The sequence below is a fragment of the Neisseria elongata subsp. elongata genome, assembly GCF_900113545.1.
GTDB classification, from domain to species: Bacteria; Pseudomonadota; Gammaproteobacteria; order Burkholderiales; family Neisseriaceae; genus Neisseria; species Neisseria elongata.
On sequence record NZ_FOPS01000010.1, the window covers coordinates 1 to 15,010 of the forward strand.

The 15,010-nt window shown below is 55.6% G+C and carries 14 protein-coding genes; 10 read left to right on the forward strand and 4 right to left on the reverse strand.

Annotation, left to right across the window (positions count from 1 at the left end):
- The first annotated feature begins 86 nt into the window (after positions 1-86).
- Positions 87-530: a phage virion morphogenesis protein gene (locus BM261_RS09280; protein ID WP_074897625.1), complete on the forward strand. Its 444-nt coding sequence runs from the start codon at positions 87-89 to the stop codon at positions 528-530.
- A gap of 293 nt (positions 531-823) precedes the next feature.
- Positions 824-2,476: an electron transfer flavoprotein-ubiquinone oxidoreductase gene (locus tag BM261_RS09285; protein WP_074897627.1), complete on the forward strand. Its 1,653-nt coding sequence runs from the start codon at positions 824-826 to the stop codon at positions 2,474-2,476.
- A 61-nt stretch (positions 2,477-2,537) separates the two neighbouring features.
- Here the strand turns inward: BM261_RS09285 and BM261_RS09290 are convergent, their stop codons facing one another.
- On the reverse strand, positions 2,538-3,353 hold the full coding sequence (locus BM261_RS09290) for an undecaprenyl-diphosphate phosphatase (protein ID WP_049252289.1): 816 nt from the start codon (positions 3,351-3,353) through the stop codon (positions 2,538-2,540).
- A gap of 186 nt (positions 3,354-3,539) precedes the next feature.
- On the opposite strand from BM261_RS09290, the gene argF reads away from it, so the two are divergent.
- A complete protein-coding gene (gene argF / locus BM261_RS09295; protein WP_074897629.1) occupies positions 3,540-4,535 on the forward strand; it encodes an ornithine carbamoyltransferase in 996 nt (331 codons plus the stop codon).
- A gap of 96 nt (positions 4,536-4,631) precedes the next feature.
- Here argF and ruvX read toward each other — a convergent pair whose 3' ends face one another.
- Together ruvX and BM261_RS09305 are read right to left on the reverse strand one after the other, a co-directional pair.
- Positions 4,632-5,096 (reverse strand): Holliday junction resolvase RuvX, encoded by a 465-nt coding sequence (gene ruvX / locus BM261_RS09300; protein ID WP_074897630.1) that lies wholly within the window; start codon positions 5,094-5,096, stop codon positions 4,632-4,634.
- The gene (locus BM261_RS09305) at positions 5,089-5,640 is read right to left on the reverse strand and encodes a YqgE/AlgH family protein (protein WP_074897632.1); all 552 of its coding nucleotides are present in this window, start codon (positions 5,638-5,640) and stop codon (positions 5,089-5,091) included. Before BM261_RS09305 ends, ruvX begins: the two co-directional genes overlap by 8 nt.
- A 191-nt stretch (positions 5,641-5,831) precedes the next feature.
- Here BM261_RS09305 and BM261_RS09310 point away from each other — a divergent pair, with 191 nt between their 5' ends.
- The 4 genes from BM261_RS09310 to BM261_RS09325 all read left to right on the forward strand — a co-directional run bounded on the left by BM261_RS09310 (position 5,832) and on the right by BM261_RS09325 (position 9,102).
- Entirely contained in the window at positions 5,832-6,557 is a 726-nt protein-coding gene (locus BM261_RS09310) for a YebC/PmpR family DNA-binding transcriptional regulator (RefSeq protein ID WP_074897634.1), read from the forward strand.
- 85 nt (positions 6,558-6,642) lie between these two features.
- Positions 6,643-7,353, forward strand: coding sequence for an SIMPL domain-containing protein (locus BM261_RS09315; protein ID WP_074897637.1), 711 nt, complete (start codon positions 6,643-6,645; stop codon positions 7,351-7,353).
- An 82-nt stretch (positions 7,354-7,435) separates the two neighbouring features.
- On the forward strand, positions 7,436-8,857 hold the full coding sequence (locus tag BM261_RS09320; protein WP_074897639.1) for a phospholipase D-like domain-containing protein: 1,422 nt from the start codon (positions 7,436-7,438) through the stop codon (positions 8,855-8,857).
- Positions 8,858-8,970: 113 nt separating this feature from the next.
- Positions 8,971-9,102, forward strand: a complete 132-nt coding sequence (locus BM261_RS09325; protein ID WP_003772058.1) for a hypothetical protein — start codon at positions 8,971-8,973, stop codon at positions 9,100-9,102.
- A gap of 69 nt (positions 9,103-9,171) precedes the next feature.
- Here BM261_RS09325 and BM261_RS09330 read toward each other — a convergent pair whose 3' ends face one another.
- A complete protein-coding gene (locus BM261_RS09330) occupies positions 9,172-10,014 on the reverse strand; it encodes a 23S rRNA (adenine(2030)-N(6))-methyltransferase RlmJ (RefSeq protein ID WP_074897641.1) in 843 nt (280 codons plus the stop codon).
- Positions 10,015-10,202: 188 nt separating this feature from the next.
- On the opposite strand from BM261_RS09330, the gene alaS reads away from it, so the two are divergent.
- The 3 genes from alaS (at position 10,203) to BM261_RS09345 (ending at position 14,803) form a co-directional block, all read left to right on the forward strand.
- Complete coding sequence (alaS, locus tag BM261_RS09335; RefSeq protein WP_074897643.1) at positions 10,203-13,130, forward strand: alanine--tRNA ligase; 2,928 nt, start codon at positions 10,203-10,205, stop codon at positions 13,128-13,130.
- Positions 13,131-13,306: 176 nt separating this feature from the next.
- A complete protein-coding gene (locus BM261_RS09340; protein WP_074897645.1) occupies positions 13,307-13,858 on the forward strand; it encodes a hypothetical protein in 552 nt (183 codons plus the stop codon).
- Between the two features lie 345 nt (positions 13,859-14,203).
- Positions 14,204-14,803, forward strand: coding sequence for a class I SAM-dependent methyltransferase (locus BM261_RS09345; protein ID WP_074897647.1), 600 nt, complete (start codon positions 14,204-14,206; stop codon positions 14,801-14,803).
- Positions 14,804-15,010: the final 207 nt, after the last annotated feature.

The following is a 15,010-nucleotide window of genomic DNA, read 5'->3' on the forward strand; positions in this document are numbered from 1 at the left end:
AAAACCATGATGGCTAACCAGAAATTCAAAAACGCCCTAACCCCCGAATCGTTGGCATGGGTGCGCGAATTATTGAGGGGCTGACCATGCTTGAGATTAAATTAGACGCGGAGAGGTTCGACCACGGCTTGAGTACGCTGCTCAAAAACGCCACCGACACCCGCGCCATGATGCGGGGCATCGCCACCGAGTTGCTGTCTATGACCGAAGAAAACTTCGAATCCGAAGGTTGGGGCGGACAGCGATGGAAACAAAGCCGGCGCGCCGTAGATGAGGGAGGCAAGACCCTGCAAAAAAGCGGGCAACTTGCCGCCAGCCTGACCACACAGGTCGGCAGCAACTATGCCCTCATCGGCAGCAACAAAAAATACGCCGCTATCCACCACCTCGGCGGTCAAGCAGGCCGCGGCCACAAAACCAACCTCCCAGCACGCCCCTATCTCCCCATCAACGGCAATAACCAACTCCAACCCGATGCCGAACGCAGAATCCTAGACATCGCCATCACCGCCCTCAAAAAAGGACTCTGACAATAAAGAAACGGACGATAAAATGTCGTCCGTTTCTTGTTGCACTATTTGCAACTCCATTTCACTTTTTCCATCCCGCCCCATCCCCCATCATCCCACTTCTTCCCATTTATCTCATCATTCCTATATATTTATCTCATTGGGTTTCACAATGCCCGCCCATCGAATTCGGCAAACCGTCGGACGGTTTGCGCTTCAACCGCTGAACCGCCCGCACCGCAGGCCGTCTGAACATATTTTTCAGACGGCCTGCGGTATAATCGCGCCTGAATAAAACCAAGGAACACACAAACATGGAACAAACCATCGAACGCGAAAGTATGCAGTACGATGCCGTGATTGTCGGCGCGGGTCCTGCCGGGCTGAGCGCCGCCATCCGCCTGAAACAGCTGGCCGAAAAAGACGGGCGCGAAATCAGTGTCTGCGTCGTGGAAAAAGGCTCGGAAGTCGGCGCGCACATTCTGGCCGGCGCGGTCATCGACCCGAAAGCCTTAAACGAACTGCTGCCCGGCTGGCGCGAAAATGGCGCACCGCTCAACTGCCCCGTCAGCGAAGACCGCGTACTCTTCCTCACCAAACAGCGGGCGTTCAAACTGCCCGTTACCCCCTGCTTCCAAAACCACGGCAACTATGTCATCAGCCTCGGGTTGCTGACCCGCTGGCTGGCCGAACAGGCGGAAAACCTCGGCGTGGAAATCTATCCCGGCTTTGCCGCCGCCGAAATCCTGTATCACGCCGACGGCTCGGTCAAAGGCATCTCCACCGGCAACATGGGCGTGGGCAAGGACGGCGAAGCGACCGAAATGTTTCAGGCAGGCATGGAACTGCACGCCAGACAAACCCTGTTTGCCGAAGGCTGCCGCGGTTCGTTGAGCAAACAGCTTATCCGCCGTTTCGAATTGGATAAGCACAGCCAGCCGCAAACCTACGGTATCGGCATCAAGGAAATTTGGGAAATCCCCGCCGAAAAATCACGGCCGGGACTGGTAATGCACAGCACGGGCTGGCCGCTCGACAGCAAAACCTACGGCGGCGCGTTCCTATACCATCTGAACGACAATCAGGTCGCCGTCGGCTTCGTCGTCGGACTCGACTATCAAAACCCCTATCTGTCGCCGTTTGAAGAATTCCAACGTTTCAAAACCCACCCTGAAATCCGCAAAACCTTCGAAGGCGGGCGGCGTATCGCTTACGGTGCGCGCAGCCTGAGCGAAGGCGGCCTCCAAAGCCTGCCGAAACTCACCGCCCCGGGCGCGTTGTTAATCGGCGATGCGGCGGGCTTTTTAAACGTGCCGCGCATCAAAGGCATACACACCGCCATGAAATCGGGCATGTTGGCCGCCGAAGCCGTGCTGGCCGTGTTGGACGGAAACGACCATGCCGAAAGCGGCCGTGAAGCCGCAAGCTACCAAACCCTGTTTGAACAAAGCTGGCTCTACCGCGAGCTGCACGAAGTCCGCAACGTCCGCCCGTCCTTCAAATGGGGCATGTGGCCGGCCTTCGCCTACACCGGTTTGGAACAATACCTGTTCAAAGGCCGCACGCCGTGGACCATCAGCCACCACGGCACCGACCACGGCAGCCTGAAAAAAGCCGCCGACTGCACACCGATAGACTATCCCAAACCTGACGGCGTGCTGACTTTCGACCGTTTGAGCAGCGTCTTCCTCGCCAACGTCAGCTATGAGGAAAACCAACCCGTCCACCTGCTACTCGCCGACCCGCAGGCCGCGATAGGCATCAACCTCCGCGAATACGCCTCTCCCGAAACGCGGTACTGCCCGGCCGGCGTGTACGAAATCGTGCAGGAAAACGGCAGCCCGAAACTGCAGATTAACGCCGCCAACTGCGTACATTGCAAAACCTGCGACATCAAAGACCCGACGCAGAACATCACTTGGGTTTGCCCCGAAGGCGGCAGCGGGCCCAATTACGGCGCAATGTAAAAAAGAGGCCGTCTGAAAACCGTTTTCCGGCGTTTCAGACGGCCTCTTCCTTTTCAAACCGCTATTTAATCAATGTGAAATACGCAATCACCAGCAAACCCAGCACAATCCGATACCAGCCGAACACCTTGAAGTCATGGCGTTTGATATACGACATCAAAAATTTGATGGCCAGAATACTGACGGTAAAACTCACCAGCATCCCGCCTGCCATTACCGCCAACTCATGACCACTGAACGACAAACCGTGTTTCGCGATTTTCAGCAGGCTGGCACCGAACATCACCGGCACGGCCAGGAAAAACGTGAATTCCGCCGCCACCGCGCGGCTCAGGCCGACGGCGATGCCGCCCAAAATCGTCGCCCCCGAACGGCTGGTTCCGGGAAACACGGCGGCAATCACCTGAAACATCCCCACCCAAAAAGCCTGCTTATAGGAAATCGCCGCCAGCTCGACCGTATGCGGACGATGGCTTTGATTGCGGTTTTCCACCGCGATAAAGGCAACGCCGAACGTAATCAAAGCCAGCGCAACCGTCCACGGATTGTAGAAATGCTCGTCTATCCAATCGTTCAAAGCCAAACCGATGACCGCCGCCGGCACGCAGGCCAGCATGATTTTGCTCCACAGCGGCACGGCATGGGGCTTCAGGCGCAGACCGCCGGCAAACGGCCAAAGCTTGTCGAAATACAGCACCACCACCGCCATAATCGACCCCAGCTGGATCACGACCAAAAACATCTTCCAAAACTCGGGCGTCATGTCCAACGACACAAACTCGTTCAACAAAATCATATGCCCTGTCGAACTGACGGGCAGCCACTCGGTGATGCCCTCCACAATGCCGAACAACGCGGCCTTCAATATTTCCAACATAACTTAATTCTGCAACTTCAAAACAAAAGCGCGGATTCTACCCGATTTCGCCGCCGAATGTTTTCAGACGGCCTTTGACGCGGCGCAAAAGCGTCTGAAACAGCACTGTTAAAAAAGATTAAATCCGTTTAAGATAGCCTTTTAAAACGGCTTTGCGAAAGGCCGTCTGAAAACAAGGAGACGACAATGACCGTGCGGCAGCAACATTTCCTCAAACTCACCGACTACACTCCCGAAGAAATCGGTGCCCTGCTCGACTTGGCCGCCGAACTGAAGGCCGACAAAAAAGCCGGACGCGAAAAACCGCGCCTGTGCGGCAAAAACATCGCCCTGATTTTCGAAAAAGCCTCCACCCGCACCCGCTGCGCCTTCGAAGTAGCCGCGCGCGACCAAGGCGCGGGCGTAACCTACCTCGAACCGAGCGGCAGCCAAATCGGCCACAAAGAAAGCATCAAAGACACCGCCCGCGTGTTGGGCAGAATGTTCGACGGTATCGAATACAGGGGCTACGGACAAGAAGTCGTGGAAGAACTGGCGCGTTACGCCGGCGTGCCGGTATTCAACGGCCTGACCGACGAATTCCACCCCACCCAAATCCTGGCCGACCTCCTTACCATGCGCGAACACAGCGGCAAACCCCTGCAACAGACCGCCTACACCTACGTCGGCGACGCGCGCTACAACATGGGCAATTCCCTGCTGCTGATCGGCGCGCTGCTGGGTATGGATACACGCATCGGCGCACCCAAAGCCCTGTGGCCGTCTGAAAACATCATCGCGCAGGCACACAGCCTGGCCGAAAAAAGCGGCGCACGCCTGCTGCTGACGGAAGACCCGCAAGAAGCCGTACGCGGCACAGACTTCATCCACACCGACGTATGGGTCAGCATGGGCGAACCGAAAGAAGTCTGGCATGAACGCATCGACCTGCTGCGCGGCTACCGCGTTACCGCCGACCTGATGGCCGCCGCCGGCAACCCACAAGTCAAATTCATGCACTGCCTGCCCGCCTTCCACAACCGCGAAACCAAAGTCGGCGAATGGATATACAAAACCTTCGGCCTCGACGGCGTGGAAGTGACGGAAGAGGTATTTGAAAGCCCGGCCAGCATCGTTTTCGACCAAGCCGAAAACCGGATGCACACCATCAAAGCCGTACTCGTCGCCCTGTTGGACAAATAAACCGCAACACAAACACAAACACAAAAAGGCCGTCTGAAACAGATTGTTCAGACGGCCTCTCCAACGGCAACTCAAACAAAAAACACACGACTGCGGTCATTCCCTACCGTCGAAAAACTCAACCGCCCCGCCGGCAAAAAAGCCCTGCAAAATGGCCTGTGCCGCCACACTGTCCGACACCGCCTTCTGTTTGCGGCCGAACACCTGCGCCTCACCCAACAGACTTTCGGCGTACAGCGAAGTCAGCCGTTCGTCCGCCCAATACACCGGCAGGCCGAAGCGGCCGTGAAGGCGGCGGCCGAATTTCCTTGCCAACCGCGTCAGCTCGTGTTCCGTGCCGTCGCTGTGGACGGGCAGGCCGACCACCAGATAATCGGGCCGCCATTCTTCAATCAGACGGGCAATCGCGGCAAATTTGCGTTCGTTGCCCTCGCCGGAAACGGTTTGCAGCGGATGGGCGATGCCGACTTCCGCGCCGCCCTGCGCCACGCCGATGCGCGCCTCGCCGAAATCGAAGGCCAGGCACGTCCCGGCCGGTGTGGAATACAGGGCCTCAGGCATGTCCCGCCTCCCTCATCAGCATCACCGGCTCGATGCCGAGCTTGGCCAGTGCCGCGCGGTAGCGTTCGTGAAACGGCAAATCAAACAGGATATTGCCGTCGGCAGGCACGGCCAGCCACGAATTTTCTTCCAATTCGCGTTCCAGCTGCCCCGCATCCCAACTGGCGCAGCCTATGGTCAAAATCGCCTTGCCGACGACATCGTTTTCCGCCAGCCGTTCGATGATGTCGCGCGACGTGGTCAGCGCGGTATCGGCATTGACGGCGATGCTGCTCTGCCATTCCCCGCAGGGCGAATGGACGACGAAGCCGCGGTCTATCTGCACCGGCCCGCCCATCATCACGAGGCTGCTGCGGAATTGTTCGGGCACGGGCTTGTCGATGGCGTAAAATACCGCATCCATCGGTATCGGCGAAGGTTTGTTGATGACCAGCCCCAAAGCGCCGTCCCCGTCGTGGCGGCACATATAGACCACGCTGCCGCCGAAAAACGGGTCTTCCAGCGAGGGCGTGGCAATCAGGAAATGGTCGGTCAGATTATCCATGGTTTGATTGTTCCTTTTCGATGGGCGGCAATATTTAGGCCGCAGGGCGAAATTGCAAGCCCGGCGGGCAAGTGTTTTCAGACGGCGCGGTATGATAAAATCGCGCCTTTCTTTTTCAATGCGGCAGGCGGTGCCGTTTGGCAGGCCGTCTGAAACCGCCCTCCGAAACAGCAATAAAAAGGACAAAATATATGGCAGGCCACAGCAAGTGGGCAAACATCCAGCACAAAAAAGCCCGAGCCGACGCACAGCGCGGCAAAATCTTCACCCGTCTGATTAAAGAAATCACCGTAGCCGCGCGCCTGGGCGGCGGCGATCCCGGCGCAAACCCGCGCCTGCGCCTGGCCATGGACAAGGCCGCGGCCAGCAACATGCCAAAAGACAACGTCCAGCGCGCTATCGACAAAGGCACGGGCAATCTGGAAGGCGTGGAATACATCGAACTGCGCTACGAAGGCTACGGCATCGGCGGCGCGGCCCTGATGGTAGACTGCATGACCGACAACAAAACCCGTACCGTCGCCGACGTGCGCCACGCCTTCAATAAAAACGGCGGCAATCTGGGCACCGACGGCTGCGTGGCCTTCAACTTCGTCCATCAGGGCTACCTGGTCTTCACCGGCGTCGATGAAGACGCACTGATGGAAGCCGCGCTGGAAGCCGGTGCGGAAGACGTGATTACCGACGACGAAGGCATCATCGAAGTCATCACCGCCCCCGCCGATTGGGCGGAAGTCAAAGCCAAGCTCGAAGCGGCAGGCTTCAAATCGGAAGACGGGGACGTTACCATGCGCGCCCAGAACGAAACCGTCTTGAGCGGCGACGATGCCGTCAAAATGCAGAAACTCATCGACGCGCTCGAAGCCTTGGACGACGTGCAAAACGTTTACACCTCCGCCGTCCTGGAGCTTGAATAAACCCGGCGGCAACACTTTTCAGACGGCCTCTACCGCAGTGTAAGGCCGTCTGAAAAATATCCGCCCGCAGGAAAGGACTTCCAAAATGCAAAACAAGCCCGCCCTACTCCTGAGCCTGATACTGGCCTGCACCGCCGCCGGTGCCGAACCGCTGAACTACAACATCGTCGAATTTGACGAAAGCGTTTCCGCCACCGTGCCGCGCGACACCATGACCGCCTCCTTCGTCATCCGTGCCGAAGGCCGCGACCGTTCGGCGGTAAACCGCGCCTTTACTGCCAAACTCCAGTCTTTTTCCCGCCGTGCCGAAGGCAAAACCTTCGAAACCGCGCAGTTCGGCCGCACCGCCGTCCCGACCTACGAATACCGCAACAACAAGCGCATCCTGACCGGCTGGCAGGAATCGGTGGAATTTTCGGTGGAAAGCAAGGATTTCGCCGCACTCAACCGCCTGATTGCCGACTCGCAGGCCGAAGCCGAAGTGCAAAACACCTCTTTCTCCCTATCCAAACAAAAACAAAAAGAAACCGTGGACGAACTGAGCCGCACCGCCCTGCACCGTTTCCAAGAACGCGCCGCCGATTTGGGCAAAGCACTGGGCTTCTCCGGCTATAAAATCGTCAAACTCCGCATCAACGAATCCGGCAGCCCGTCCGCCGTACTGGAAAAATCCCTGGCCGAAGGACGATACGCCGCCATGCCGGAAGCACTGTCCGCGCCCGCCGCACCCGACCTGCCCGTTTCGCCCGGCAGCGAAGAAATCCGCGTAACCGTGAGCGGTTCGATACAAATGTAACCGAACCGCACAGGCCGTCTGAAAAGCCGCCCTGCACTTTTTCAGACGGCCTCAGACATATGCGACAGCACAAAGGAACAGCATGAGCCGCGAATCCGCCGTTACCACCAACAGCCTGATCGAACAACTGGTCTCCCGCGCCTCCGGTGCGGAGGCCGGTTCGGGCAACCGCATCGAAATCCTGCTCGACAGTACGGAAAACTTCCCCGCCTGGGAAGCGGCCATGCTGGCGGCCGAAGAGAGCATCTGCATCGAAATGTACATCTTCGCCGACAACGCCTTCGGCCGCCGCGTCCGCGACATCCTGTTGGAAAAACTGTCGCAGGGCGTAACCGTCGTCTTGGCTTACGACTGGCTGGGCTGCCTGCCCGCACACCTTACCGGCTTTTTCCGCCCCCTGCGCGAAGCAGGCGCGCACATCACGGCCTACAACCCGCCCGGCCTCTCGCTCGGACTCGGCATGGTCTCACGCAACCACCGCAAATCCATCATCATCGACGAGCGGACCGCCTTCGTCGGCGGCTTATGCATCTCTTCGGCCTGGGAAGGCGACCCGAACCGCGGCATCGCCCCGTGGCGCGACACCGGCCTGCGCATCGACGGCCCGGCGGTGCACGACATCATGGCCGCCTTTGCCGACACCTTGGCCTCTCAGGGAAAATCCCTGCCCGCCACGCTGAAAAACTACGAACGCGGCACACTTGACCCCTGCGGCGACATTCAGGCCCGCGTGCTGGCCACCACGCCCGACAACACCAACACCGTACGGCTGGATTTGAACCTTATCGGCCTGGCGCGGGACAACCTGTGGATTACCGATGCCTACTTCATGCCTACCCGCATGTACACGCAGGCACTGATAAACGCCGCAGCCGCCGGCGTAGACGTGCGGATACTCGTCCCGCGCACCTCCGACATCAAATGGATAGGCACCGTGTCGCGCACGCAATACCGCCAGCTGCTGGACGCGGGCGTGCGCGTGTTCGAGTGGGACGGCACCATGCTGCACGCCAAATCCGCCCTCATCGACGGCACATGGGCACGGGTCGGCAGCACCAACCTGAACCTGTCGAGCTGGTATGCCAACCGCGAGCTGGACATCTCCATCGAAGATTCCGACACCGTGGCCGAACTGGAAAAAATCTTTTTGGACGATTTGCAACACGCCACCGAAGTCGTACTCGACGAACAATCCCACACGCAACTGCTGCGGCGGCGCGCCCGCGCATGGAAGCGGCCGTACAGGGGCCGCGTAAACGGCATGGTGCGGCAGGCACTGCAACTGGCGGCCATGCTGGACGGCCATATCGGCAAAATCCGTCCCGTCGCGCCCTCCGAAGCATGGGCGCAACTGAGTATCGGCGCAACATTCCTGCTCGCCGCCCTAATGCTGTGGTTTCTGCCGCAATTGGTCGTATGGCCGCTGCTGTTCCTGCTGGCCGCCGCAGGCATCGGCACCGTGGTTCAGGCCGCCCGCCGCCTATACCGCCTGCCTAAAAAATAAACCGATTATCCGTAAGCTTGTGTAAAAAAATCCTGTTCGATTACCATGCCGCACATTCCTTCCCACGATTCAAATCAAAATAACAGCCGTCAGGCAACCACAGGAGAGTGCAAATGAAAGTTAGCGTTTTCGTTATCGCCGCAGCCGTTTTCGGCGGCATGTATTTTGTCAAAAACCATGTCGATACTTCGGCCTTCAACAAAGACCATTTGTTGAAACCCACCGTGCAGTCTGCACAACGCTAATTCGGCAAGATATGAAAAACCGCCCTTTCGGGCGGTTTTCTTTTTTTCAGACTGCCTCCATTCTTATCCTCATCCTCGGTATTCCAATACGAAACGCGCACCCGCATCCTGTGCCAGCAGCTCGGTCAGAACCGGCAGGCTGTCGCGCAACTGTTCCGCCAGCAGGTAAGGCGGGTTGATGACGAACATCCCGCTGCCGTGCATACCGAAGCCGTCTCGGGTGGGCTGTTTGACGTACAACTCGGCCTGCAAGAAATTGTCGGGCGAAAGCTTTTGCAGTTGTTCGGGCAGTTTGCGGCTCTCCTCGCGGCTCAGGCAGGGATACCAAACAAGATAGCAGCCCTGTTCGAAACGTTTGCGCGCTTCTTTCAATGTGTGGGCGACGCGGGCGTAATCTTGTTTTTGTTCGTACGGCGGGTCGATTAAAACCACGGCGCGGCGGGTCGGCGGCGGCAGCAGGGCAATCAGGCCTTGGAAGCCGTCTTCCTGCCTGATGATGCCGCGCCGTTTCAAGCCCGCCGTTTCCATATTGTTCTGCAGATGCCGGTAATCCGCCGGATGCAGTTCGAACAGGCGCAGTTTGTCGGTTTCCCGCGTTTCCGCCTGCGCCAGCCACGGCGAACCGCAATACAGGCCGGCCTGCGGCAGCATGGCTTGCAGGCGTGCGCGGAAGGCCGAAAGCGTGTCAGGCAGTTTTTCCGCCGCTGTCAGGCGGGCGATGCCGTCGCGGTATTCGCCCACTTTTTGCGCTTCGCCGCCCGACAGGTCGTACAAACCCGCACCGGCGTGGGTGTCGATGTACCAATAAGGTTTGTCTTTGCGGTTGAAGTAATCCAACACCAGCCAAAGGATGAAATGTTTGAGTATGTCGGCATGGTTGCCGGCGTGAAAGGCGTGTCGGTAGCTGAGCATGGCGAAAAGGCCGTCTGAAAAAAGAAACGCGCATTTTACGGGATTGCGCTGCAAAAGATAAGGCGGGATAGGCTTTTAGGGGGAAGTGCTATAAAATGTGCGGCTTTGATTTATTCTGTTTAGTACCCTTTTCAGACGGCCTCTCCTGTCCGAATCAGGCCGTCTGAAAACCGTTTTGAAAGACCACAATGAAAACCTCCGAACTACGCCAAAAATTCCTAAAATTCTTCGAATCCAAAGGCCACACCATCGTCCGCTCTTCCTCGCTCGTGCCACACGACGACCCGACCCTGCTGTTTACCAACGCAGGTATGAACCAATTTAAAGACGTGTTCCTCGGCTTTGACAAACGCCCCTACAACCGAGCCACTACCGCGCAAAAATGCGTACGCGCAGGCGGCAAACACAACGACTTGGAAAACGTCGGCTACACCGCCCGCCACCACACCTTCTTCGAAATGATGGGCAACTTCTCCTTCGGCGACTACTTCAAGCGCGACGCGATCCACTTTGCTTGGGAATTTCTGACTTCCCCTGAATGGTTGAACATCCCTAAAGACAAACTGTTGGCGACCGTTTACGCAGAAGACGACGAAGCCTACAACATTTGGCTGAACGAAATCGGTATGCCTGCCGAGCGTATCGTCCGCATCGGCGACAACAAAGGCGCGAAATATGCGTCCGACAACTTCTGGCAAATGGGCGATACCGGCCCTTGCGGCCCTTGCTCCGAAATTTTCTACGACCACGGCGAAGAAATCTGGGGCGGCATTCCAGGCAGCCCTGAAGAAGACGGCGACCGCTGGATTGAGATTTGGAACTGCGTATTCATGCAGTTCAACCGCGACGAACAAGGCAATATGAATCCGCTGCCTAAGCCTTCCGTCGATACCGGCATGGGCTTGGAGCGCATGGCCGCCGTCATGCAGCATGTTCACAGCAACTACGAAATCGACTTGTTCCAAGATCTGCTCAAAGCCGTTGCCCGCGAAACCGGCGCACCGTTCAGCATGGAAGAACCAAGCCTGAAAGTCATCGCCGACCACATCCGCTCCTGCTCCTTCCTGATTGCAGACGGCGTGATGCCGTCCAACGAAGGTCGCGGCTATGTACTGCGCCGCATCATCCGCCGCGCCGTACGCCACGGTTACAAACTCGGTCAGAAACAAGCGTTTTTCTACAAGCTCGTGCCTGATTTGGTCAAAGCGATGGGCGACGCGTATCCCGAGTTGAAAGAGAAACAAGCGCAAATCGAAGAAGCCCTGAAAAACGAAGAAAGCCGCTTCGGCGAAACGCTGGAAAAAGGCATAGGCTTGTTCCGCAACGCATTGAACGAAATGAAGTTTGCCAAATTGAAAACATGGCTTCCGGATGTCGGTTCAGGTAGCCTGCACACATTGTCCACCGCGGGCGGCACCGGTTTTCAGACGGCATACAGTGAAGAAAACGGCGCGAAAAGCGTTGCGGTGTACAGCAAAATGGCCGATACCGTCAAACAGCTGGCGGGCACGGCAAAAGGCGCGGAAACACTGCGCTGGGACTGCTACGATTTATCGGGCTTGGATGCGGACGGCGGCAAGGAACATTATCGCGAAACCGTCGATGCGATTAACGCATTTTGCAACGAAAAATTAGCAGGAAAATCATGGGTTTTGTCGGGCGAGACTGTGTTCAAACTCTACGACACCTACGGCTTCCCATACGATTTGACCGCCGACATGGCGCGCGAATTGGGTATCGATTTGGACGAAGAGGGCTTCAACCGCGAAATGGAAGCCCAACGCGCCCGCGCCCGCGCCGCGCAAAACTTCAAAGCCAACGCGCAACTGGACTACACAGGCGCGGACACCGAGTTCACCGGCTATGAAAAACGCAGTCAGGAAACCAAAATCATCGCCTTATACAAAGGCAGCGAAGCCGTGGACGAACTGCAAGCAGGCGAAGCAGGCGTAGTCGTTTTGGAACAAACCCCGTTCTACGCCGAAAGCGGCGGCCAAGTCGGCGACGTAGGCTTTATCGTATCGGGCGAAAACCGTTTCCGCGTCGAAGACACGCAGAAAATCAAAGCCGCCGTACACGGACAATTCGGCGCAGTCGTATCAGGTCGTCTGAAAGTCGGCGATACCGTATCCGCCGAAATCGACAACGACATCCGCGACAGCATCATGCGCAACCACAGCGTTACCCACCTGATGCACAAAGCCCTGCGCGACGTTTTGGGCACGCACGTCGAACAAAAAGGCAGCCTGCAAAACGCCGAGCTGACCCGCTTCGACATCTCCCATCCGCAAGGCATCAGCGCGGAAGAAATTGCCGAAGTCGAACGCCGCGTCAACGCCGCGATTATCGCCAACGTGCCCGTCAAAGTGGAAACCATGTCTATTGAAGACGCGCAAAAATCCGGTGCCATGATGCTCTTCGGCGAAAAATACGGCGACTTCGTCCGCGTCATCACCATGGGCGACTACTCCACCGAACTGTGCGGCGGCACCCACGTCGCCCGCACCGGCGACATCGGCTTCTTCAAAATCATCAGCGAAGGCGGCATCGCCGCAGGCATCCGCCGCGTAGAAGCCATCACCGGCCTTGCCGCACTGGCATGGGCACAAAACCAAGAAAGTCTGATGAAAAACATCATCGCCGAAGTCAAAGCCCAAACCGAAAAAGACGTACTTGCCAAAATCCAAGCCAACGCCGCGAACGCCAAAGCCTTGGAAAAAGAGTTGGCAAAAGCCAAAGCCGAACTCGCCGTCCACGCAGGCTCCAAACTCTTGGACAACGCCAAAGACTTGGGCGCAGCCAAACTCGTCGCCGCCCAAATCGAAGCCGACGCAGCCGCCCTGCGCGAAATCGTTACCGACTTAACCGGCAAATCCGACAACGCCGTAATTCTTTTGGCGGCAGTGAACGACGGCAAAGTCTCTCTGTGCGCCGGCGTATCCAAAGCCCTGACCGGAAAAGTGAAAGCCGGTGATTTGGTCAAATTTGCAGCCGAACAAGTCGGCGGCAAAGGCGGCGGAAGACCGGATTTGGCACAGGCTGGTGGTACGGATGTTGCGAAACTGCCTGAAATGCTAGGAAGCGTGGAAGGCTGGCTTAGTCAGAAATTAAGTTAAATTTAAATCTTAATAAGCCATTTGAGTCTTGTTCAAATGGCTTATATTTTGGATTGTTAGAATGTACACTAAAACAGAGTTACAAAAACTTTTAGAAGATATATAGATTTAAAGAGAAAATTAAAACGAACAAATTTTTGCTCATAGTGAAAAGCACAGTATGTGAAAGATAACAAATGAAAGAAATAATCTTAATTTCGATGGTATGCCTATTATCTGCTGTTACAATACACGCAAAAAATACAGAAACGGTTACACAACCTACTGAAGATTCTGTCATTCTCCCTCAGTCAAGCCAAAAAATAACACGCGGACAGGCTGAAGAGATAGCGGAATATTTTCCAGCTGAGGAACAAGCAATAATTTTGCTGGAAAAGTTTGCACAATGGGATTTATCCAAAAATCATCCAAGTTTTCAGTTAAATAATAAAAACTTAGCTATTATTCATAGCGAAGTAGAAGAGTATATCCATTCTCTTCGTCACCTTCCTAATTCCACAAAAAAAGCCTATGCCGACGTTTTTGAAGAAATCATTTTTCAACAAGATGCACAGAGTTTTCTACAGGCGGATAATAAAAACGATCATCCTCTCATGAAAAATCTACTTAACGGCGAACTCAGTGTAGTTGTCATATATAAGATTTATATGGATTGGCTTATTGAGACTTATCATGTCGATATGATGAGAAAAATTTTAGAAAGGCGTTTCAATTTGTCTGTTCATTAGTAAGCTGTAACCCGCACCTCCGCCAATTACGTGCCACACCCACCTAGCAAGATGCAGGGTGTGTGTGGTACGTACGCACTCGGTTTTGTCGTTACCGAATTATTCCAAACCATGCCGTAATACAGCCGGCAACAAGGGGGTATTGGGTCATGACCCAACAAAACTTAATATCAAAGGCCGTCTGAAAAATAATTTTCAGGCAGCCTCTCTCTATCGAAAGCAGCCTGCACTTTCAAAAATCGAAGTGCAGGCTGCTTTTTGTGATGATTGGAAAAAACGCACACTATTTTTATACTGTATATTGTGCAGGCACACGGTGAAACAACATCACCCGAAGGAATCCCCATGTTTAAGACGTTCAAAAGCATTTGGCAGGGACTCACGCAAAAAGGCAAAATCTTCCCGTATCAACTTGCATTCACGCTGCTGATTCCTTTGCGCAACTGGGCGCTTTCGCCGCAACAAATCGTACAACGGCTGCACCTTGCACCGCACCACCGCATTTTGGAAGTAGGCTGCGGAGCGGGTTATTTCAGCCCGACACTGGCGCAATCGGTGCCGCAAGGACGACTGGTAGCGGCGGATATACAGCCGGAAATGTTGGCTTATACCGAAAAACGTTTGCGTCGTCGGCATATCGACAATGTAGATTATTATCTGTGCGACGGCACGCATTTTGATTTTCCCAATCAATCGTTTGACCGCATTGTGCTGATTACCGTGTTGGGCGAAGTCTCCAACCAAACCGAATATTTGACAGAGTTCCGCAGGCTGCTTCGTGCTGACGGGCTGCTGTCGGTTTCCGAAACGGCAGGCGACCCCGATAAACCGAGCCGCGCCGAATTGCGCGAGTTGATGCGGCAAAACGGGTTTGAGACGGCTGATGAATATGGCAGCGAACGCAATTTCACGTTGAATTTCAAAGTGTCCTGCACTGAGAGGTAGTGCAGCAAACCACAACCTGCATACCCATAAACCATGAGCATGGTTTTTGCCACACATTCTATTTTTGGTGATTTCCTAAATAAACAGGTCAATATAGGCTGGAATGATGAACCGACCAAGACTTCATATCACCTGTAATATCAAAGGCCGTCTGAAAGATGATTTTCAGACGGCTTTTCACTATCGAAAACAGCCTGCACTCGTTAA